Annotated in this window: 19 protein-coding genes; 11 read left to right on the forward strand and 8 right to left on the reverse strand. The window is 72.9% G+C overall.

Annotated elements, in window-relative coordinates:
• Positions 1-349 precede the first annotated feature (349 nt).
• Positions 350-1,150 carry a DUF4184 family protein gene (locus tag WH85_RS47535; RefSeq protein ID WP_052720905.1) on the forward strand — a complete coding sequence of 267 codons (801 nt, stop codon included), beginning with the start codon at positions 350-352 and terminating at the stop codon, positions 1,148-1,150.
• A gap of 229 nt (positions 1,151-1,379) precedes the next feature.
• On the opposite strand, the gene WH85_RS30225 is transcribed toward WH85_RS47535, so the two are convergent.
• From WH85_RS30225 to WH85_RS30245, 5 genes are all read right to left on the reverse strand, one after another.
• A complete protein-coding gene (locus tag WH85_RS30225; RefSeq protein WP_045745446.1) occupies positions 1,380-1,736 on the reverse strand; it encodes a GntR family transcriptional regulator in 357 nt (118 codons plus the stop codon).
• On the reverse strand, positions 1,736-3,124 hold the full coding sequence (locus WH85_RS30230; protein WP_045745447.1) for an MFS transporter: 1,389 nt from the start codon (positions 3,122-3,124) through the stop codon (positions 1,736-1,738). Before WH85_RS30230 ends, WH85_RS30225 begins: the two co-directional genes overlap by 1 nt.
• A gap of 72 nt (positions 3,125-3,196) precedes the next feature.
• A complete protein-coding gene (locus WH85_RS30235; RefSeq protein ID WP_045745448.1) occupies positions 3,197-3,631 on the reverse strand; it encodes a hypothetical protein in 435 nt (144 codons plus the stop codon).
• The gene (locus WH85_RS30240; protein ID WP_045745449.1) at positions 3,628-5,397 is read right to left on the reverse strand and encodes a dynamin family protein; all 1,770 of its coding nucleotides are present in this window, start codon (positions 5,395-5,397) and stop codon (positions 3,628-3,630) included. Before WH85_RS30240 ends, WH85_RS30235 begins: the two co-directional genes overlap by 4 nt.
• Entirely contained in the window at positions 5,394-6,866 is a 1,473-nt protein-coding gene (locus tag WH85_RS30245) for a dynamin family protein (RefSeq protein WP_045745450.1), read from the reverse strand. Before WH85_RS30245 ends, WH85_RS30240 begins: the two co-directional genes overlap by 4 nt.
• A gap of 161 nt (positions 6,867-7,027) precedes the next feature.
• On the opposite strand from WH85_RS30245, the gene WH85_RS30250 reads away from it, so the two are divergent.
• The 3 genes from WH85_RS30250 to WH85_RS30260 are packed head-to-tail and all read left to right on the forward strand — an operon-like array spanning position 7,028 to position 10,685.
• Positions 7,028-9,472, forward strand: a complete 2,445-nt coding sequence (locus tag WH85_RS30250) for a LuxR C-terminal-related transcriptional regulator (RefSeq protein ID WP_045745451.1) — start codon at positions 7,028-7,030, stop codon at positions 9,470-9,472.
• Positions 9,469-10,023, forward strand: a complete 555-nt coding sequence (locus tag WH85_RS30255; RefSeq protein WP_045745452.1) for a hypothetical protein — start codon at positions 9,469-9,471, stop codon at positions 10,021-10,023. Before WH85_RS30250 ends, WH85_RS30255 begins: the two co-directional genes overlap by 4 nt.
• A complete protein-coding gene (locus tag WH85_RS30260) occupies positions 10,020-10,685 on the forward strand; it encodes a nucleoside/nucleotide kinase family protein (protein ID WP_045745453.1) in 666 nt (221 codons plus the stop codon). Before WH85_RS30255 ends, WH85_RS30260 begins: the two co-directional genes overlap by 4 nt.
• 1,158 nt (positions 10,686-11,843) lie before the next feature.
• On the opposite strand, the gene WH85_RS30265 is transcribed toward WH85_RS30260, so the two are convergent.
• Both WH85_RS30265 and WH85_RS30270 read right to left on the reverse strand, forming a co-directional pair.
• Positions 11,844-12,191: a PH domain-containing protein gene (locus WH85_RS30265; protein ID WP_045745454.1), complete on the reverse strand. Its 348-nt coding sequence runs from the start codon at positions 12,189-12,191 to the stop codon at positions 11,844-11,846.
• Positions 12,192-12,205: 14 nt separating this feature from the next.
• Positions 12,206-12,874, reverse strand: coding sequence for an NADPH-dependent F420 reductase (locus WH85_RS30270; RefSeq protein ID WP_045745455.1), 669 nt, complete (start codon positions 12,872-12,874; stop codon positions 12,206-12,208).
• Positions 12,875-12,952: 78 nt separating this feature from the next.
• Here WH85_RS30270 and WH85_RS30275 point away from each other — a divergent pair, with 78 nt between their 5' ends.
• Together WH85_RS30275 and WH85_RS30280 are read left to right on the forward strand one after the other, a co-directional pair.
• Positions 12,953-13,888 (forward strand): AraC family transcriptional regulator, encoded by a 936-nt coding sequence (locus WH85_RS30275; protein ID WP_045745456.1) that lies wholly within the window; start codon positions 12,953-12,955, stop codon positions 13,886-13,888.
• Between the two features lie 85 nt (positions 13,889-13,973).
• The gene (locus WH85_RS30280; protein ID WP_045745457.1) at positions 13,974-15,059 is read left to right on the forward strand and encodes an erythromycin esterase family protein; all 1,086 of its coding nucleotides are present in this window, start codon (positions 13,974-13,976) and stop codon (positions 15,057-15,059) included.
• An 87-nt stretch (positions 15,060-15,146) separates the two neighbouring features.
• Here WH85_RS30280 and WH85_RS30285 read toward each other — a convergent pair whose 3' ends face one another.
• Positions 15,147-15,368, reverse strand: a complete 222-nt coding sequence (locus WH85_RS30285) for a hypothetical protein (RefSeq protein WP_045745458.1) — start codon at positions 15,366-15,368, stop codon at positions 15,147-15,149.
• Between the two features lie 58 nt (positions 15,369-15,426).
• On the opposite strand from WH85_RS30285, the gene WH85_RS30290 reads away from it, so the two are divergent.
• From WH85_RS30290 to WH85_RS30310, 5 genes are all read left to right on the forward strand, one after another.
• Positions 15,427-16,335, forward strand: a complete 909-nt coding sequence (locus WH85_RS30290; protein WP_045745459.1) for an ABC transporter ATP-binding protein — start codon at positions 15,427-15,429, stop codon at positions 16,333-16,335.
• Positions 16,332-17,057: an ABC transporter permease gene (locus tag WH85_RS30295; protein ID WP_045745460.1), complete on the forward strand. Its 726-nt coding sequence runs from the start codon at positions 16,332-16,334 to the stop codon at positions 17,055-17,057. The genes WH85_RS30290 and WH85_RS30295 overlap by 4 nt, the downstream gene beginning before the upstream one ends.
• A complete protein-coding gene (locus tag WH85_RS30300) occupies positions 17,038-18,123 on the forward strand; it encodes a sensor histidine kinase (protein ID WP_045745461.1) in 1,086 nt (361 codons plus the stop codon). The genes WH85_RS30295 and WH85_RS30300 overlap by 20 nt, the downstream gene beginning before the upstream one ends.
• Entirely contained in the window at positions 18,120-18,731 is a 612-nt protein-coding gene (locus tag WH85_RS30305) for a response regulator transcription factor (RefSeq protein WP_045745462.1), read from the forward strand. The genes WH85_RS30300 and WH85_RS30305 overlap by 4 nt, the downstream gene beginning before the upstream one ends.
• Positions 18,732-18,851: 120 nt before the next feature.
• The gene (locus WH85_RS30310; protein WP_045745463.1) at positions 18,852-19,703 is read left to right on the forward strand and encodes a sigma-70 family RNA polymerase sigma factor; all 852 of its coding nucleotides are present in this window, start codon (positions 18,852-18,854) and stop codon (positions 19,701-19,703) included.
• Positions 19,704-19,817: the final 114 nt, after the last annotated feature.

The raw sequence follows: 19,817 nt of genomic DNA on the forward strand, positions 1-19,817 counted from the left end.
GCAGTCAGGGTCTGCCTCTGTGGTGATTTCGGGCGCTCAGCACGCCCGTATTCACCACACCCACAACAGCGTGGTGATTTCGGGCGTCCAGCGCGCCCGAAATCACCACGCGGACGGGCTTCGCACCCTGACCACGAAACGTGTCTGGTTTCCTGAGTCCCACCGCCGCGGGCCGCTGTCTCCGGTCACCGTGATCCCCGCTTTCCGCGCCGGCCGGGTGACTCATGCTGAGATGTCACCGGGCCGCCGGTCTGGCCGGCGCCGGCAGCTCTTTCCGCCTGCCCGTCACGGCTGCACCGCACGCCCCGTAAGCTCCGGCCGAGATCGACGGGAAGCACGGGAGTGTCGAATGCCGTTCACTGTCAGTCATGCGGCTGCGGGTCTGCTGTTCGGGCCGACGCCGCTGGTGGTATCGGCGGTGGTCGCCGGGACTGTGGCGCCGGATCTGCCCTATCTGCTTCCGCAGGCCACCTCCGCGGAATGGGGGCCTTACAGCGATTTCAACCTGACCTACACGCATCGGGTCGGCACCGGGCTGGTGGCCGGGACCGTCGTCGCGCTCCTGCTGCTCGCGCTCTTTCACCACCTGCTGGTACGGCCGCTGCGTGCTCTGCTTCCGCAGGGTGTGGTGGCTCGTCTGCCGGACGGGGTGGGCCGGTTCCGCTGGCTGCCGGGTGCGCGGCTGGGCTGGATCGTCGTGTCGGCCCTGGTGGGTGTGGGCACCCACCTCGTCTGGGACGGACTGGTGCACGACAGCGGGTCGGGGGAGTGGTCGCCGCTGCCGGACACGCCCGCGGTCACCGAGGCGCTGTGGTGGGCGAGCACCCTGGGCGGGATGCTCGCCATCGCCGTGTGGCTGGGGGTTCGGGTACGCCGCACCCCCCGCCACACCGTCGCGCCGAACACGGTCCTCGGGACGGCGGGACGTCTGGTGACCGTGGCGCTGCTGCTGGTCGCGGGCGTCGCCGGGGCACTGCTGAAAGTGGGCACCGAGGTCACTTCTTCACTTTCACTGGTGGCACTGCGCCAGGTGGTGACCGGCGGCATGTCCGGCTTCGCCGTCGGAGTGCTGGTCTATGCCGTGTGGTGGACGGCCCGGTCGGCGCGTACTGCGGAGCCGGACCCGTTCAGGAGCGGAACCGGGCGCTGACTATGCCCAGCACGCCGGCGTAGCGGCCCTCGGCGTTGCGCTGCCACTTTGACGTGTTCGACCAGGATCTGTTCGGCCTTGCCGTCGGTTTCCAGCAGGGCCGTCACCTCGGTCCGGTGGCATCTCGGCCGGCTCGGCTGTCCCGGCCGTCGGTGGTGGTTCATCCGTGAGCCGGAAGCGACCGCGGGCGACGGCCGCGGGTCACGGCCGGCCCGCCCGTGCGTACCCCTCAGGCTTCTAGAGCGGCCTTGACCAGCGCCAAGGCCTGGTCGGCCGGGATGCCCAGCGCCCGGGTCTGTTCCGCATAGGTGGTGGCGGCGCGCTGGGCCCGCAGGGACGTGCCGGTGGCCTTGGCGGTGATCACCGTGCCGGCGCGGCCGTGGGTGGCGACCAGACCGGCCTGCTCGAGTTCGCGGTAGGCGCGCGCCACCGTGTTCGCCGCCAGACCCAAATCGGTGGCGAGGGTACGCACCGGCGGCAGTTTCGCCCCCGCGGCCAGCGTGCCGTCGGCCGCGAGGGCGGCGATGCGCAGCCGGACCTGTTCGTAGGGGGCGACCGGCGAGTCGTGGTCGATCGTGATGTCCATCAGAGCAGTCTGGGCGGTGTGTTGCCGGCCGCGACGATGGCCCGCCGGATCGGGACGAGGGCGAGCAGGATGCCGCCGATCAGGAAGAACACGACGAGCGAGACGATGCCTGCCCGGTAGCTGTCGGTGATCTGGAAGATCAGGCCGAAGAACAGCGGGCCGAGCCAGCTGGTGCCCTTGTCGCTGATCTCGTAGAAGCCGTAGTACTCGCCTTCCTTGCCTTCCGGGATGAGCTGGGAGAACAGGCTCCGCGACAGGGCCTGGCTGCCGCCCATGACCAGGCCGATGCCGGCGCCGAGCAGCATGAACGGGACCGGTTCGCCTTCCGGCAGCCAGTAGGCGGCGACGACCACGCCGAGCCACAGCGCCAGGGAGAGCAGGACGGTCTTGCGGGCGCCGATCCGGTTGGCCAGGGCGCCGAGCAGCAGCGCGCCGCCGAACGCGAGGAACTGCACGATCAGGATGGTGATGATCAGGGTGGACTGGTCGAGGTGGAGTTCCTCGGTGCCGAACTGGCTGGCCAGGGCGATCACGGTCTGGATGCCGTCGTTGTAGATCAGGTACGCGCCGAGGAAGGCCAGGGTGAGCGGGTACGCCCGCATCTGCCGGATCGTGTGGCCGAGCTGCTTGAACCCGTCGGTGAGCACGTTGCCGCCGGTGCCGGTGGCCGCCGGCGACGAGCCGCCGGGGTGCTCGCGCAGCCAGAAGAGCGGGAACAGGGTGAACACCGCCCACCACACGCCGGCCGAGACGATCGACCAGCGGGCCAGGTCGAGGGTGCGCTGCGGGTTGCCGTCCTCGCTGAGGCTCATCACGGCGATCAGGTTGAGCAGCAGCAGGACGCCGCCGCCGAGGTAGCCGATCGCCCAGCCGCGGCTGGAGATCCTGTCGCGTTCGTCGGGGCCGGCCAGCTGCGGCAGGAAGGAGTTGTAGACCACGATCGCGGCGCCGAACGCGATGTTGGCGATCATGAAGAGGAGACCGCCGAGCAGATAGCGGTCGCCGGTGACGAACGCCATCGACACGGTGGCGGCGGCGCCGATGAACGCGGCGGTGGCCAGCAGCGGCTTCTTACGCGGGGCACGGTCGGCGATCGCGCCCATGACCGGCAGCACGAAGACGGTGAGCAGCACCGACAGCGACACCAGGTAGGCGTAGTAGGAGCCGGCGGCCACCGTGATGCCGAACGGGTGCACCACACCGGTGCAGTCGTCGTCGGTGAGCGCGCAGCCGGCGGCCTGTTCGGTGACGCTGGTCAGGAACGGGCCGAGGAAAACGGTGATCACCGTGGTGGAGAACGCCGAGTTGGCCCAGTCGTACAGGTACCAGCCGGATCGTTCCCGCTTACCGGCGGGAACAGGGACGGGTGGTGTGCCGGTCACGGCCATCGGGTGCGCTCCTGGGTGTCGATCGGTGCGCGGTCATGATGCCATCCGGCGGCCGTTCACGGGAGACGTGGATCACTGTTCATCCGGAGTCCACCATCGCGCCAGCGCACTCGTGGCCGGGTCCTCGGCGGCTGCCAGCACCGTCCACGCGTCGGCGCCGTCGGGTACGTCGACGCCCGCGTACGCGGCGACCTCCTGCGCGGTCACCGCCTCCACCGGCGCGGTGAACCCGCCCGGGTCGGCGATCCCGAGGGTCGCGGTGTCGATCCACGGGAAGCCGTCGACGGGTTCGGGCAGCTCACCGATGTCCACGGCGGCCGGGAACATCGTGTCGTCGTCCACGGCGGCCACGGCCTCCGTGTCGATCTCCGCCGGTTCCTCCCAGTCGGGCGTGTCGTGGTCGTGGTCGTACCCGGGCAGCTCGAAATGCTCCTCGTGGTGATCGTGGAAGGCATCGTGTTCCGCTGCGGGGAGGTCGAAATCGTCGTCGTCCCAGTGGTCGGTCATGCGGGGTCCTCCAGCGGTGTCGGGGTGAGAGCACGGGCGCGCAGCAGGGCCTCGTCGGCCTGCCGCATCCGGGCGGCGATCGCGTCGCGTTCGGTGACCGCTGCCGCCCGGCGGCGGGCGCGTCCGGCGGTGTCCTCGGCGAGGGCCGCGTCGATCTCGGCGATCAGCGCGTCCAGGTCCCGCAGCCGCCGTTCGATGGCGTCGTCGAGGGCGACCGACAGCGCGTACTGCAGGTCGGTGAACCGGTGGCTGATCTCGTCGGTGAGCGCGGCCCGCGCCTCGGCGAGAACGTCCCGCAGCCAGGTCTGGGCGTGCCGCCGGTCGGTGTGCACCCGGCGCCGCCACAACACGTACCCGCCGGCGGCCAGGCCCAGTCCGATCCCGGCGAACGGCAGCAGCATCGGGCCGGCCGCGCCGAGGGCGGAGATGCCCAGCATCGCCCCGCGGCCCGCCATGAACGCGATGCCCCCGGCCGACAACGCGATCAGCATGTTGTCGCCGGAACCGTCCCGGGGCGGCCCGGCGGCCAGGCTGTGCCGCAGTTTCGTCTCCAGGTGCAGGCGGTCCGCGTCGTACGCGTCGGCCAGGACCTTCTCCGCGATGTCGCGGAACGTGTCCTCCAGCCGTCCGGCCAGGTCCGCGGCCACGGCCTGCAGCCGGGTGTCGACCTGGTCCGGCAGCGCGGCCAGGGCCTCGCCGCGGGCGCTGTCGATGTGCCGGGCACAGTCCTGCTGCACCTCGCCGATTCGGGTCCGCAGGTGCCCGACGGTCTCCACCCGGGCCCGCTGGATCTCGGTGCTCAGTTTCAGCGTCCACTGCCGGGACTCGGTGCGTTTACGGGCCGCCAGCGCGGAGCGTTCCGCGCGGGCCTCCGCCTGCCGGGCCGGGTCCGCCGCGGCCGCCTCCACCCGCGCCTCGGCCGCCCGGTGCAGCCGGTGCAGGTCGCTGCGTGCCGCCCGCAGCACGTTGGCCAGCTGCAGCTGGTGACCGCGGCCGGCCAGCTCCACCAGGGCGTGCTGCACGCCGGGGATCCGCGACTCCTCCGCCAGCGCGTCGCGGGTGGCGCCGTCGCTGCCCAGGGCCAGTTCGGCGAGGCGGCTGGAGACCGGGAACCACGGTGCGGCGGCGAACCGTGGCGCGTGGCTCTGCAGCAGCCCCTGGTTGTCCTCCAGGATGGTGCGCCACTGCGGATACGCGTCGATCTTGGCGAGGGCGAAGACGACCGCGTCGACCCGTTCGGTCGCCGCCGCCAGGAAGTCCAGCTCCGGTTTCGACAGCGGCGCCGAGGCGTCGGCGACGAACAGCAGCGCCGTACCCCGGCGGACCGCGTCCAGGGCGATCGTCGCGTGCACCGGGTCCAGGCCCCCGGCGCCGGGGGTGTCCAGCAGGCTCAGGTATTGCAGCATCGGCGCCGGATGGGTGACCTCGATGCGGCGGGCCCGCGGCTGACACAGATCCTGCACGTCGATCGGCTCACCCACACCGGGCAGGTACGCCTTCGCGGTGAACGCCGGCCCCGGCTGGAAGTGCAGGTAGGCGGTGGTCGCCACGGTCACGTCGACCGGGGACAGGCCGGGCGCGCCGAGCAGCGCGTTGATCAGGCTGCTCTTGCCGCGTTTGGTCTCGCCGACCACCACCACACCGGGCCGGGTCAGATGGGTACGCCGCAGCTCGGCCAGGTCGGCGGCCGCGTCCGGGTCGGCCGTCCGCAGATACGACAGGGCATCGCGGACCGCCTTGTCCAGGGCGCCGGTCAGTTCCTTCACGCCCGTACCTCCTGAGCCAGCAGGTGGAACCCGCGGTGGGCGACCTGCGCGATCCGCGCCTGGGCCGGCCCGGCACCGTCGACCGCGTACGCCCGCCACCGCCCGGCCGCGGCGACCGCGGCCGCCGTCAGCTCACCGGCGTCGCCCTCCGGCAGGCCCAGGATCCAGCGCGGATCGTCGGAGGTCGCCAGCCGGATCAACTCCTGCTCCCACGGCTGCGGCAACACCACCGCCCCGGTCGCCGCCCGCTGCGCCGCGTCCAGCAGCCGCAGCCGGTGGTACGCCGGATCCCGCAACGCCCGCTCCAGACCGTCACGGATCGCCTCCCGGTCCCGCGGGTCCGCGGTCCGCCCGGCGAGCCGTTCCAGGCGGGTCAGCGCCCACCCCGCCTTGATCGCGTCCGAGCGCCACCGGAACGTCGCGTCGACCGTGTGGCGCAGCCGGTCGAACCCGGACGCCGCCTCGACCCGCCGGACCAGCTCACCCGTGCCGATCCGCGGGTCGGCCGCCAGCTGCGCGCACGCGAACCCGATCCCGTACAGGTCGAGACGGGTCAGCAGCCGCTCGCGCTGCTCGGCGCCGACCGGGGCGGGCCGCGAACGGAACAGGTCCACCGACAGCAGCAGCAGGCCCAGCTCGTCGACCGGCAACCCGGCCAGGGCCGCCAGCGCCGCCCGGTCCGCGGCGGTCAGCCGTCCCGCACCGGCGGTCTCGGCCAGCAGACCGGCGACCGGCACCACGTCGGCGACCGTGCGCGCCAGCAGCCGCGCCTGCTGGCGTGCGAGCGGGCCGGCCACCGGCCACGGGTCGGCGGCCCCGCCGACCAGGGTGTCCACCTTCGCCAGCACGCCGATCGCGTTGATCGGGCTGGTCGCCATCCGGGTCGACGCCGCGTGGAACGCCTCCAGCGCGGCCAGGTCGTCGGCCCGGACCGCCTGGGTGAACACGTACACGACGGCCTCGGCCGCGGCGACCTCCACCGCCGAGTCCTCGTCGATGCCGACGGCCTCCTCGGCGCGGGCACTGCCGGCCGTGTCGGTCGACGCCAGCCCCGGCGTGTCCACCACGGTCAGGTCCCGCAGCCGGTCACTGGTCAGGGTCACGTCCACGTACGCGATCCGCGCCGCGGGCACGCCCAGACGACGGGGCACCATGCCGTCCTCGTCCAATGGCAGACTGGTGCGGGCGCCGTCACGGGCGACCACGTCGATGCGGTCGGCCGGGCCGTAACGGAAACGGGTGACCACCCGTGTGCACTCACCCGCCGCGGTGGGGGCGACTCGACGGCCGATCAATGCGTTGACTAGTGTCGACTTTCCGGCTTTCAAGCGGCCCGCGATCGCTACTCGTAGCGGATCGTGAAGGCGCTCGCCGATCTGTCGTACCTGCCCACCAGCGTCGGAGGAGATCCTGGAGACGATCTCGTGACAGAGCGTCGCGACACCGGTAGTCAGCGGCCCGGTCACCACGACTCGTCAGCCGACCATGCTGTCGGCGACAATGAGCACGTCACGAAGGGACCTTTCCGTCGGAGCTGCAGCAATGCAGCACAGCCTACGGACCGGCACCGGGCGGGGGATCCCGGCTTCGTGCCAGGCAAGGGCTGCGGACCAGGGGAGGGGGAGCGCAGGTGACGGACGAGCCAGAGGTGGCCGCCCGCACTGCACTGCGCCACGGCCCGGCCCTCGTCGTGCTGACCGGCCCACCCGGCTGCGGCCGCACCACTCTGCTGCGCCGGGTCGCCGCCGCCGTTCCCGGCCCCGCCCACCTCGGCGGCGGCCTGGCCATGCTGTCCAGCGTCCCGGCCCTCGCGCTGTCGCGGGCGGTCCGGGCCCGGCTGCCCGCCGACGACGTGCACCTGCTCGCCGAGGCCGTCCGGTCCCGGGTCCGCGGTGGCCTGCTCGTCCTCGACGACCTGCAGCACGCCGACCCGGCGACCGTCGCCGCCGTGGCGCACCTGGCCCGCCACTGCCGGGTGCTGGTCGCCGTGCGGACCCCGCACCGGCTGCCCGAGGAACTGCACACCGCGCTGCGCAAGGCGGCCACCCTGTGGCTGCCGGTGCCGCCGCTGGACCCGCCGTCCGCGGTGGCCCTGGCCCGGCGCACCGCCGCCGGTCTCGACGACATCGCCGCGTCCGCCGTCGCGTCCCGGGCCGGCGGCAACCCCCTCGCGGTCATCGCCCTGGCCCGGCAGGCCGCCTCCGGCCGTGGCCCGATCGGCGAGGAGACCGACCAGGTCGCGTACGCGATCGCCGCGGCCCTGGCCGACCTGCCCCGCCCGGCCCGCACCGCGATGGCCGCGCTCGGGCTGCTCGGCCGCCCGGCCAGCCCGGCGCTGCTCGGCACCGGCGCCGCGGACCTGCTCACCGCCGGTCTGGTCACCGCCGAACCCGGCGGTTCCCTGCTGCCGGTCTCCACCTTCGTGGCCGAGACCGCCGCCGGGCTGCTCGACGACACGGCCCGCGCCGACCTGCACACCCGGCTGGCCGCGCTGACCCCGCCCGCCGAAGCCGCCCGGCACCTCGCCGCGGCCGGTGACACCGCGGGCGCCTACCGGCAGGCCCTGGCCGCCGCGGACCGGGCCGCCGGCGCCGAACGCGCCGCACTGCTGCTGTTCGCCTGCGGCCTGCCGACCACCGTCGACCCGCGGGTCCGGCTCGCCGCCGCCGACGCCGCCCTGACCACCGGGCGCCCGGCCGACGCCGCCGACGTGCTGCACCCCATCGCCGGTGACCACCTGGAGGCCGCCGCCCTGCGCGGCGAGGCCCTGCTGCAGGCCGGTGACCCGCACGGCGCCCGCACCGCCGTCCGGATCGTCCCGGACACCGCCGCGGTCCCGGTCCTCGCCGCCCGCGACCGGGTCCTGCTCCTGGCCACCCAGGCCGCCGAACCGGACCGGGCCCGCGAACTCGCCGACAAGATCGCCGTCCGGCACCCGCACCCGCCGCCCGGTGTCGCCGCGGCCCTCGCCGCCGTCGCCGCAGCGGAGCGCCTGCCCGGCTGGGACACCGCGCTCGCCGCGGCCGCAACCACCGCCGACCCGCAGATCGCCCGGCACAGTGCCTGGCTGCTCGTCGAACACCTGGCCGCCGACGGGCGTCTCGTCGAGTCCGCCACCACCGCGCTGCGGGCCGCGGCGGCCGCCGCGCAGGCCCTCGCGTACGGCTGGCAGACCCGGTTCCTGGCCGCCGCCGACTGGGCCCTGACCCTGCACGGCCACCAGCAGCCCGCCGGCCTCGACTGGGACGGCGCCGACGGGGTCCTGCGCCGCGCCGGCAACCTCACCGACCGGGCGCTGCCGCCGGAGGCCCGCGCCTACGCGACCGCCGCGACCGCCCTCATCGAGGCCGACACCGGCCTGCTCGCCGCCGCCCGGTCCCGGCTGGCCACCGCCCCCGCGCACCCGGCGCCGTCGTGGGTCACCCGCGAGGCGGCCTGGCTCGACGGCCAGCCCGAACGCGCCGCCGGCGACACCACCGGCGCGGGACTGCTCGGCGGCCTGCACGCCATCACCGCCCGGTGGGCCGCCCACGACCTGGGCACCCCCGGCGCGGCCGCCGTCCCGATCGCGCTGCCCGGGCCGGCCCGGCGCACCCTGACCGCCTGGACCGTCGGCAGCGGGTTCACCACCGCCGCCGACGCCTGGCAGCCCCTGGTCCTGCGCGAACAGATCCGCTGCCTGATCGCCGCCGGGCTCACCGACCCCGACCGCGACCGGGCCGTCGCGGCACTGCTGCACGCCGAAACCCTCGCCGACCAGGCCGGGCTGGTCGTCCTGGCCGGCCGTGCCCGCCGCGGACTGCGCCGCCACCAGATCCAGCGCGACACCCGCAGCCCCCGCTCCGCCGGCCGCCTCACCCAACGCGAGATCGACGTGCTGACGCTGGTCGCCGCGGGCGAGCCGACCCGCCGGATCGCCGGGCAACTGGGCATCTCCGCCGAGACCGTCGACACCCACATCCGCGCCAGCATGCGCAAACTCGGCGCCCGGACCCGTACCGAAGCCGCCGCCGTGGCCTTCGCCGCGCCCCCTGCACGGCCCGAACCCTACGAACCCAGCGAGGATGGCCGGTGAACAGACAGACCGAAGCACCACGCCACGTAGTCGCCTCCTCAGCCGAGGCCGACACCCTCCTGCGCCGCCTGGCCCGCGAAGGATGGACGGCCCGCTCCGGGTTCGCCCTGCCCGACCCGTCCTGGGACGTCGGCGCCGCCCGCCTGGTCCTGCACGGCCGCATCGCCGACGACGACACCGAGACCGTCCAGCTCGCGGTCCTCGCCGCAGCCCGCGGCGCCGGCGTCGTCGCCGTCTGCGACACGGCCTCACCGGCCGGCCGTGCCCTCATCGACGACCTGGCCCGCCTCGGCCCGCTCAACGCCGACCTGGACGGCGCCGCCCCCGCCGCCACGACCAGCAGCGGCGAAGCCGTCGCCAGCCTCATCCCCGAACAACGCGCCCTGCTCGACCGCCTCGCCGCCGGCGACACGATCGCCGCCGCGGCCGCCGCCGAGTTCCTCTCCCTGCGGACCGCCAACCGCCGTATCGCCGAGGCCCGCGCCCTGTTCGGCGTCCGCACCACCCGTGAGGCCGTCCTCGCCTACCTGCGCCAGCGCCGGCCGGAATGACCGGGCTCCTGACCGAGCTCACCCACCGCATCCTGGCAGCGCACACCCCACACCCGACCCGCGTCGGCATCGACGGCTGCTCCGCCGCCGGCAAGACCACCCTCGCCGACAACCTGGCCGCGCACCTGCGAACGCGTACCCCGCGCCCGGTCATCCGCGTCGGCATCGACCACTTCAAACGGCCCGTGCACGACCGCGTCGCCCACCCCGCGGGCACGCCGGAGAGTTACTACCACGACATGTTCGACACCGGGGCGGTCCGTGACCTGCTGCTGGCCCCGCTCGGCCCGGGCGGCACCCGGCGATACCGGACCGGGATCACCGACATCACCGGCCGCACCCCGGTCGATTCGCCCTGGCAGCAGGCCCCCGACGATGCGATCCTGATCGCGGACGGTGCCTTCCTGCAGAAACCCGACTACGACGGCCTGTGGGACCTGCGCATCCACCTGCACATCACCCTCGACGAGGTGCTGCGCCGCGGCACCCATCGCGACCAGGCATGGATGCCGTCCGCGGAGGCCGCCGCCACTCGCTACCGCACCTACTACATCCCCGGCGAGCGGTTGTACCTGAACGAGATCGACCCGGCCGCCCACGCCGACATCCTGATCGACAATCAAGATCTTTCCAACCCGTTCATCGTGTACGCCCACCCCTGATCGCCTCGGCGAAAGAGGTGATCCGCGCGCGGCGTATCTCGGGCGGCCTGCCAGTGGTCACACGGCGAAGGCGCCGTTCGGTGTGCGCGATGACCGCCGGCGCAAAGCTCCTGTTCCGGCTCCTGGTCGACAGAGGCCGAGAGTGGCGGCCCTCGTTCAGGGCCGTCCCGCGATATCGGCCGCCGCTGAGCTGTCGTCCCCTGGTGCTCGAGACCGCGGCGATCCGGCGGCCGATCGATCCACCTCGTGCCGTGGGTGACGAGCCGATCCGGGAGCTCAAGCCGGTCGGCCGTCGCCCACGGCTGAACGCCCCCGCGGAGTCGAGCCGTGACCGGCCGTTGCCCACGGCTACCCCCGCGGAGTCCAGCCGTGACCGGCCGTCGCCCACGGTTGCTTTCGGCTCCTTGAAACCCACCCTCCCGGACGGACCGCGATCGACGGCCGGACTGGCTGAGCCGTCGCTGACGGCTGTTCGGAGAGCGGAAATCAGCCGTGGGCGACGGCTCGGGGCCACCCGGCCGTCGGCCACGGCTGCTTTCGGCTCGCGGGCGGACCGTGGCCGACGGCTGGGCTGGACGCGCCGTCGCGAGGGGCTGACACAACGTCGCGTGGGATGACCGACCGTGGAGGGGCGCGGCGCGTTGGTGATCGTCCGACCGGGCCACCGTTCCGCTCACACCAATCAGTTGATCAACAATGTTGCCGCCGGCACTCACGGTGTCATGAGTGATCTGCGGTGAATGGCCGCCGGCCGTCGCAGCGGGTTGTCTTTCCGGCTTCCGGAGAGCCCTGGTCGACGGTCCGGTCGCCTCAGCCGTCGGCAGTGGTTCATCAGCGTGGCGAAAACGACCGTGAACGGCGGCCGGCGACCTACCAGCCGTCGCCGGTGGTCAACGGGAGGACCGGGGTCAGCCGCCCACGACGGCTCGACGGGCTCAGCCGTCGTGGGCGGCTGCCTGACTGGCGAAACCCTCAACGACGGCTCAGGGGCTGCTGGTCGTTCACGGTCGTTCGCCCGTCGAAGAAGCTCACCTCGGCGAAGCTCACCTCGGCGAAGGCCGCGAGCTGGGACTTCACGCCGAGGGGAGACAGCGATAGCGCTCGCCGAAGACGCCCGCCCGGACCGCGCGGTGACCGGCGGGGAATACGCTGATTACGTCAGAAGCCGCCGCGGCTCCAGACGGTGGTGGTCGCGGCGGCCGGGTCGGGCAGCGGGGTTCCGGAGCGGGCGCACAGGGCCCGGACCGCCTCGGCGAAACCGTCCGCGTCGGCCCGCACGGGCAGGAACTCGCCCCAGGTGAGGTCGACCACCAGTTCCGTCCAGCGTTCCCCGTCGGGTGGCAGCCCGTCCACGGTCAGTGTGACCCGGCTGATGTCGTCCCACGGGAGTTCGTCGACGCCGGTGGTGCCGGGCCGCATCTCGACGCCCCGGAACGACAGCAGCGGCGGCTCCTGCCACGCCACGGTGATGCCGTGGTCGGTGACGTCGATCCGCTGCGTCTGCACCGGGGCATCCTATTTCAGGGGAGGTCGAGGAGCCTGGCCAGTTCGGTGGCGGACGCGGGCCGGGGTGGAGCGGCGAACATGCCGTCCGGGTCGAGGTGGGCGAGCTGGGCGGGGGTGCCGGGCGCGAACCGGCGGCTCTCGGTGAGCGGGCCCACGTCGTACGCGTCGAACCCGAGCGAGTCGATCAGCGCGGCGACCGCGGTCTTGGCCGGCGGGTGGTCGCCGGCGATGGGCAGGGCGCTGCGGTCGGGGGCGCCGGCCGGGCGGGCCAGTTGCGGCAGGTGCTGGAAGAAGACCGTGCTGAAGGCTTTCACCACGTACGCGTCCGGCAGATGGTCCTGCAGCAGCAGGTACGGCGCCACGGTGCCGGCCTCGATCTCGGGGACGGCGCCCTGACGGTCCGGGTCGTAGTTGAGGGTGTCGACGACGGTCCGGCCGCGCAGTGGTGCGGCCGGCACCTGCCGCCAGGCGCGGACCGGGATGCTCACGACGACGAGGTCACCGGCGGCCGCCGCTTCGGTGGTGGTGGCCGCGCGGGCGTGGGGGCCGAGCCGGGCCACGGTGTCGTGCAGGCTCTGCGGTCCGCGGCTGTTGCTCAGCACGATGTGGTGTCCGGCGTCGACGGCCAGCTGCGCGAGGGCGCCGCCGATACGGCCGGTGCCGATGAATCCGATCGTTGTCATGATCCGAATGTAGGGCGCTCCGGTCGTACCCTCTATGCGGGAAAGTCTTTGATGTGTTCGCGATCGTCCGGGGGTGGCGTGGATCCGCTGAGTGAGGTGCTGGCTCTGTTGAAGCCGCGCAGCTACATCACCGCCGGGTTCGACGCGGGCGGGCAGTGGGCGCTGGAGCTCGACGACCTGGCCGGGCGGATCAAGTGCTATGCGGTCGTCCAGGGGTCCTGCTGGCTGACGGTCGGCGGGGCCGCGCCGGTGCCGGTTCCGGAGGGCGCCTGTTTCGTGCTGCCCACCGGGCGGACCGCCGTCATCGGCAGCGCGCCCGGCGTGACACCGGCCCGGTCGTCGGTGGTGCTCGACCCGGACCGCAGCGGGGAGGTCGTGACGTACAACGGTGGCGGTGACGTCTATCTGGTCGGCAGCCGCTTCGAGGCCGGCAGCCCGCACGTCGAGCTGCTGCTGCGTGACCTGCCCCCGCTGATGCTGGTCGAGACCTCCGGCGACCGGGCCCGGCTGCGCTGGTCGATCGAGCTGATGATGGAGGAGTTCCGCGAGCCCCGGCCCGGTTCGGCCCTGATGGTGCAGCAGCTCGCGCACATGATGCTGGTCCAGGCGTTGCGGCTGGCTCTGGCCGCGCCCGCCCGCGACGACGTCGGCTGGTTCGCCGCGCTCGCGGATCCGCGGCTGCATGCCGCGCTGGCGGCGATGCACGCCGACCCGGGCCGGGCGTGGACGGTGCGGGACCTCGCCACGGTCGCCGGGATGTCGCGGTCCACGTTCGCCGAGCGTTTCCGGGCGCGGGCCGGGGAGACGCCGATCGCCTATCTGGCCCGGTGGCGGATGATGCTCGCCGCGGACCGGCTCCGCAGCGGGGACGACACCATCGCCCGGATCGCCGGTTCGCTGGGTTACGAGTCCGAGCATGCGTTCAACACCGCATTCAAACGCATCATGGGTACGCCGCCGCGCCGTTACGCCGCCGCCCTCGGAGGCCGTGATGCTGTCCGCGGGCATCAGTGATTGCTCGTTTTAAACTTCCTATCGGATTCGCCGGGGTAGGAGCGGAAAAGCTTCACTCGACTGTTCAGGGTTACTGTTCAAGGGTATGGATGCTGCAAAGGTGATGGCCGTCCTCGGGCGACGGCCGCGAGTGCTGGCACTGGGTGAACCCACCCACGGGAGCGACACCCTGCTCGGGCTGCGCAACACACTGTTCCGTGACCTGGTCGAGCAGCACGGCTACCGGACGATCACCGTGGAGAGCGACTGCCTGGCGGGGCTGCTCGTCGACGCCTACGTGACGACCGGTGCCGGGGACCTCGACGACGTGATGGCCCGCGGGTTCAGCCACCCGGACCTGGGGGCCGACGCCGGCAACCGGGACCTGGTCGCCTGGATGCGGGAGTTCAACACGGGACGCCCGGCCGGGGATCAGGTGCGGTTCGCCGGGTTCGACGGTCCGCTGGAGATGAGCGCGGCGGCCAGCCCCCGCCGGGCGCTGCGGGGACTCACCGACGACCCGGAGGTCGAGGAGCTGATCGGCGACGACGCCCGCTGGGAGGACCCGCAGATCATGTGGGATCCGGCGCTGGCGGTGGGCACCACACCCGCGGCCCAGCGGCTGCGGGTGATCGCCGACGACCTGACGGCACGGCTGGACGCCGAGGTCGCGCCGCTGGTCGAGGAGCGGATGCGGGCGCGGACCGCGGTGGGGCTGCTGCGCTATCACGCGGCGCTGGCGGACACGTCGCCGCGGCGGTTCACCGGGCTGATCCGGGTCCGGTCGTCGATGATGGCCGCGAACCTGCTGGCGCTGGCCGAGCGGGGGCCGCTGCTGGTGCACGCGCACAACTCGCATGTGCTGCGCAGCCCGAGCAGCATGCGGATGGGTGACGAACTGCTCGAGTGGTGGAGTGCCGGGGCGCTCGCCGGTGCCCGGCTGGGGGCGGACTACGCGGTCCTGGCCACGGCACTGGGCACACGGCACGAACACGGGGTGGGCGAGCCGCCACGGGACACCCTGGAAGGGGTGCTCTACCAGGAGGCGACCGAGAACGTCGGCGTGCTGGCCCCGGCGACGATCACGGCGCCGGTGAAACGCCGGGAGTCGCCGTGGTTCGGGTACGCGCCTCTCGACCCGGCGCAACTGGACACGTGCGACGGCGTGGTGTTCGTCAAGGACGTCCGTTGATCTACTGAGGTCCTCACCTCAGGGAGCTGAACGGCCGGGATCCGATCGACGAGCCACGGGGCGCGTCACGCGTACCGGAAAGCAAAATCACCCCAGCGGGAAGTCGCTCATCGGTGCCCAGGAATCGCCGGGCTCGCGCCGGCCCACCAGCAGGCGCAACGTGTCCGCCCGGGCCGTGATCGGCAGGCGGCCGGACAGCTGTTCGGCCGCCTGCCGCAGGACCGGCACCCGCGGGTCGCCGACGACCGGTTCGGCCTCGGGCACCGGGATGATCAGCGCGGTCTCGGGGGCGCCACTGACGGATGTCATGGTCTGATCATGACGGGTGGCGCAGGCGCGGCGCTGTCCGGCGGCCGACGATCAGGGTATGACGACAACCGCACTCTCCGCCGCACCGGCGGTGCACCTCGACGCGGTGGTGAAACGCTTCGGCACGGTCACCGCCGTCGACGGGATGGATCTGCGGATCCGCCCGGGCGAGGTGGTCGCCCTGCTCGGGCCGAACGGGGCCGGCAAGACCACCACCATCGACATGCTGCTCGGCCTGGCCGAACCGACCACCGGCCAGGTCCGGGTCTACGGGCACGCCCCGCACGAAGCGGTCGCGAAAGGCCTGGTGTCGGCGGTGATGCAGACCGGCGGGCTGCTCAAGGACTACACGGTCGAGGAGACCGTACGGCTGATCGCCGTGCTGTTCAGGAAACCCCGCTCGGCGGTCGGCGAGGCCCTGGAACGCGCCGGGATCGCCGACATCGCCGGACGGCTGGTCGGCAAGTGCTCCGGCGGTCAGCAGCAGCGCCTGCGGTTCGCGATGGCGCTGCTGCCCGACCCGAAACTGCTCATCCTCGACGAGCCGACCACCGGCATGGACGTCGGCGGGCGCCACGACTTCTGGACCGCGATCCGCCAGGACGCCCGCGACGGCCGGACCGTCGTGTTCGCCACCCACTACCTGGAGGAGGCCGACGCGTACGCGGACCGGGTGGTCTTCGTACGCCGCGGCCGGGTCGTCGCCGACGGCACCGCCAGTGAGGTCAAGGCCCTCGCGGCCGGCCGGACCGTGCGGGCCACCCTGCCCGGCGCGCAACCGGCCGACCTGTCACGCATCGAGGGCGTGGAGTCGGCGGAGGTGCGCGGCGACTCGGTCTACCTGCACGGCCGGGACACCGACGCGATCGCCCGGCATCTGCTCACCCGTACGCCCGCCCGCGACCTGGAGATCACCTCCCGGAACCTGGAAGAGGCGTTCCTGACCCTGACGGCGGACGAGAAATGATCCCCCTGGAACTGCGCAGGCTGATGCGCAACAAGCGGACCGTGATCTTCACCCTGATCATGCCGGCGGCGTTCTTCCTGCTCTTCGGCAGCAGCAGTGACTACCGCACCGAACGCATCGGCGACGGCGGCAACGTCGCCGGGTACGTGCTGGTCAGCATGGCCGTCTACGGCGCGATGCTGGCGGCCACCAGCGGCGGGGCGATGGTCAGCCTGGAACGGGCCGCCGGATGGAGCCGCCAGCTGCGCCTGACCCCGCTGAAACCGGCCTCGTACATCGGCATCAAGATCGTGCTGGCGATGATCGTCGGGGCGGTGTCGGTCATCGTCGCGATGACCACCGGCGCGCTGACCGGCGCCGAACTGCCCCTGCACGCGTGGATCGGCTGCGCCCTGCTGGCCTGGGTGTGCTCACTGGTGTTCGCCGCGTTCGGCCTGTTCATGGGCTACCTGCTGCCCAGCGAGAACGTCATGCAGATCCTCGGCCCGGTCCTGGCCGTACTGTCGTTCGCCGGAGGCCTGTTCGTCCCGGTCGACCAGCTCGGTTCCACGTTCGCCACGATCGCCCAGTTCACCCCGGTGTACGGGGTCGGCGAGATCGCCCGGTACCCGCTGGTGCAGGATGGCAACCTGTGGGTGGCATCCGCCAACGTGATCATCTGGACGGCGGTCTTCGCCGGCGGCGCGGCCTGGCGGTTCCGGCGTGACACCGCCCGCGTCTAAAGGCCGGCACCGCTACGGCTGGCTGTTCGCCGGACTGTGGCTGTTCTACCTCACCGAGAACGTGACAGCGCTGATCCACGACACCCCGGGCTGGCAGCGCACCGTCGGCCTGGTCGCGGTGGCCGGATTCGGGGCCGTCTACGTGCTGGTGCTGACCTCCATCCGCCGCGACCGGATTCGTTTCCTGTGGCCGGCCATCACCGCGATGCTCGCCCTCGCCGTCCTGCAGATGCCCGGCGCCGGCCCGCACGCACTGACCTGCCTGGTCTACGTGGCAGCGACCGCGATGATGGGCCTGCCCCGGCCGCAGGGCATCACCGTGGCGGTGGCCCTGGTGATCACCGCCGAGGTGCTGCTGCGCACCCAGCCCGGCTGGGCGTCCGCCGGACACGGCTACAGCCTTGCCGTCGTGCTCGGCGCGACGGCCACCGGCGGCCTGCGACTGGCGATGGACCGGCAGCGCCGCCTGGTCGCCGCCCAGCACGAACTGGCCGCCCTGGCGGTGGCCGACGAACGGGCCCGGATCGCCGCCGACCTGCACGACATCCTCGGCCACTCCCTGACCGTGGTGACCGTCAAAGCCGAACTGGCACAACGCCTGCTGGACGTGGACCTCGAACGGGCCCGCGCCGAACTGCGCGACCTGGAATCGCTGGCCCGCGACGCCCTGGCCGACGTGCGGGCCACCGCCCTGGGCATGCGCGGCATCTCCCTGCCGGGGGAGATCGCCGCCGCCCGGGAGGCCCTCGCCGCCGCGAACGTGGAAGCGGACCTGCCGGGCGCAGCCGACGACGTCCCGACCCGCAACCGGGAACTGTTCGCCTGGACGATCCGGGAAGCGGTCACCAACATCGTCCGGCACAGCCGCGCGGAGCACGCGGCGGTCCTGCTCAGCCCGCACAGTGTCGAGATCGTCGACGACGGTCCCGTGCTGCCGCCGCTCTCCTCAGGCGGTCAGGGTCTCGCCGGCCTGCGGCGGCGGGCACAAGAGCACGGCGCGCAACTCACCGCCGGTCCCCGGCCGGGCTCTGCGGGTTTTCGGGTACGGGTGGAGGTCCCCACATGATCAGGTTGCTGCTCGCCGACGACCAGGCGCTGGTACGGGGCGCGATGGCCGCCCTGCTGGACCTGGAGGCCGACCTGAGCGTGGTCGCCGAAGTGGGCCGCGGCGACCAGGTGGTGGCGGCGGCCCGCGACCACCGCGCCGACGTGGCCCTGCTGGACGTGCAGATGCCCGGACTGGACGGGATCAGCGCGGCCCGGCTGCTGCGCGAGGCGGTACCGTCATGCCGGGTACTGATGGTGACGACGTTCGGCCGGGCCGGATACCTGCGCCAGGCGATGGCGGCCGGCGCGGACGGCTTCATCGTCAAGGACACCCCGGCCCGGCAACTCGCCGACGCCGTCCGCCGCGTCCACCAGGGCCTGCGCGTGGTGGACCCGGCCCTGGCGGCCCAGAGCCTGGCCCACGGCGACTCCCCGCTGACCGACCGCGAGACGGACGTGCTCCGCGCGGCCCGCGACGGCGGCACCGTAGCCGACATCGCCCGCGAACTGCGCCTCTCCGACGGCACGGTCCGCAACCACCTGTCGTCGGCGATCGGCAAGACGGGCGCCCGGACCAGGGCCGAAGCGGTCCGTCTCGCGGTGGACAACGGCTGGATGCTTTCCTGAGGTTTTCCCGGTTGCAGCCCAGGAGTGCAACCGATCGGCAACCGAGACTGCCCGATCATGCACCCGAGACGGCGAAAGGTTCCCCTTGTCAGTCGGTCAGCGACACAGGGGGAAATCGAAATGACCGCAGCCGCCACCAAGTCCGTCACCCGGGCACAGGAGATCCTGATCCGCGACAACATGGCCCTGGTCGGGCACATGGTGAGGGAGATGCTGTTCAAGGTGCCGCCGCACGTACATCGCGACGACTTGGCGTCGGCCGGATACGCGGCCCTGGTGACAGCCGCACAGTCCTACGACCCGCAACGGGGCATCCCGTTCGGCCGGTTCGCGGCGGTCCGGGTCCGCGGCGCCCTGCTGGACGAACTACGCAGCATGGACTGGGCATCCCGCTCGGTCCGAGCCCGCGCCCGCCGCGCGGACGTGGCCCGCGAAGAACTGACCGCCCAACTCGGCCGCACACCGACAGCCGACGAACTGGCCGAACTGCTGGGCGTGGCAGTGAGCGAACTGAGCAGCGTCGACGACGACGTACAACGAGCGGCAGTGCTGTCCCTGCAGGGCTTCGCAGCAGGCACGGCGGAAGACCTGGTGACGGAGAGCTCGATGAACCCGGAGGAGATGCTGCTCCACCGCGAACGCCTCGGCTACCTGCACGACGCGGTGGACGTGCTCCCGGAACGCCTGCGCTACGTGGTGGAGGCCTCGTTCCTGCAGGAACGCCCCCTGTCGGAGGTCGCGGCGACTCTGGGTGTGACCGAGTCCCGGGTGTCGCAGCTGCGGACGGAGGCGCTGGCACTGCTGCGCGACGGCCTGACAGCCCACATGGAACAGAAGAACCTGCCGGCGGCGAAAGACGGTTGTGTGGCACGGCGGCGGGCGGCCTACGCGGCGCAGATCGCCGCCCGCAGCACCATGGCGACCCGGCTGGGCGTGACCGACGCGTACGGCCTGGCCTCGGCAGCAGCCTGACCCCACCGTCAGGCCCCACCGCCAGGCGCTGCTGCGCCGCCTCCGTTCTCCTTCCCGTCCCCGTCTCGCCGCGCCGCGCCGCGCCGCGCCACCGATCATCAATGTGGTTGCGGG

This window comes from Actinoplanes rectilineatus, from assembly GCF_000962825.1.
In the GTDB taxonomy this organism is placed as follows: domain Bacteria; phylum Actinomycetota; class Actinomycetes; order Mycobacteriales; family Micromonosporaceae; genus Actinoplanes; species Actinoplanes rectilineatus.

Excerpts from the sequence above, each read along its gene's own strand:
- WH85_RS47535 (WP_052720905.1), top strand. The coding sequence starts at position 350 with ATGCCGTTCACTGTCAGTCATGCGGCTGCGGGTCTGCTGTTCGGGCCG.
- WH85_RS30225 (WP_045745446.1), bottom strand. The coding sequence starts at position 1,736 with ATGGACATCACGATCGACCACGACTCGCCGGTCGCCCCCTACGAACAG.
- WH85_RS30230 (WP_045745447.1), bottom strand. The coding sequence starts at position 3,124 with ATGGCCGTGACCGGCACACCACCCGTCCCTGTTCCCGCCGGTAAGCGG.
- WH85_RS30235 (WP_045745448.1), bottom strand. The coding sequence starts at position 3,631 with ATGACCGACCACTGGGACGACGACGATTTCGACCTCCCCGCAGCGGAA.
- WH85_RS30260 (WP_045745453.1), top strand. The coding sequence starts at position 10,020 with ATGACCGGGCTCCTGACCGAGCTCACCCACCGCATCCTGGCAGCGCAC.
- WH85_RS30270 (WP_045745455.1), bottom strand. The coding sequence starts at position 12,874 with ATGACAACGATCGGATTCATCGGCACCGGCCGTATCGGCGGCGCCCTC.
- WH85_RS30280 (WP_045745457.1), top strand. The coding sequence starts at position 13,974 with ATGGATGCTGCAAAGGTGATGGCCGTCCTCGGGCGACGGCCGCGAGTG.
- WH85_RS30285 (WP_045745458.1), bottom strand. The coding sequence starts at position 15,368 with ATGACATCCGTCAGTGGCGCCCCCGAGACCGCGCTGATCATCCCGGTG.
- WH85_RS30290 (WP_045745459.1), top strand. The coding sequence starts at position 15,427 with ATGACGACAACCGCACTCTCCGCCGCACCGGCGGTGCACCTCGACGCG.
- WH85_RS30295 (WP_045745460.1), top strand. The coding sequence starts at position 16,332 with ATGATCCCCCTGGAACTGCGCAGGCTGATGCGCAACAAGCGGACCGTG.
- WH85_RS30305 (WP_045745462.1), top strand. The coding sequence starts at position 18,120 with ATGATCAGGTTGCTGCTCGCCGACGACCAGGCGCTGGTACGGGGCGCG.
- WH85_RS30310 (WP_045745463.1), top strand. The coding sequence starts at position 18,852 with ATGACCGCAGCCGCCACCAAGTCCGTCACCCGGGCACAGGAGATCCTG.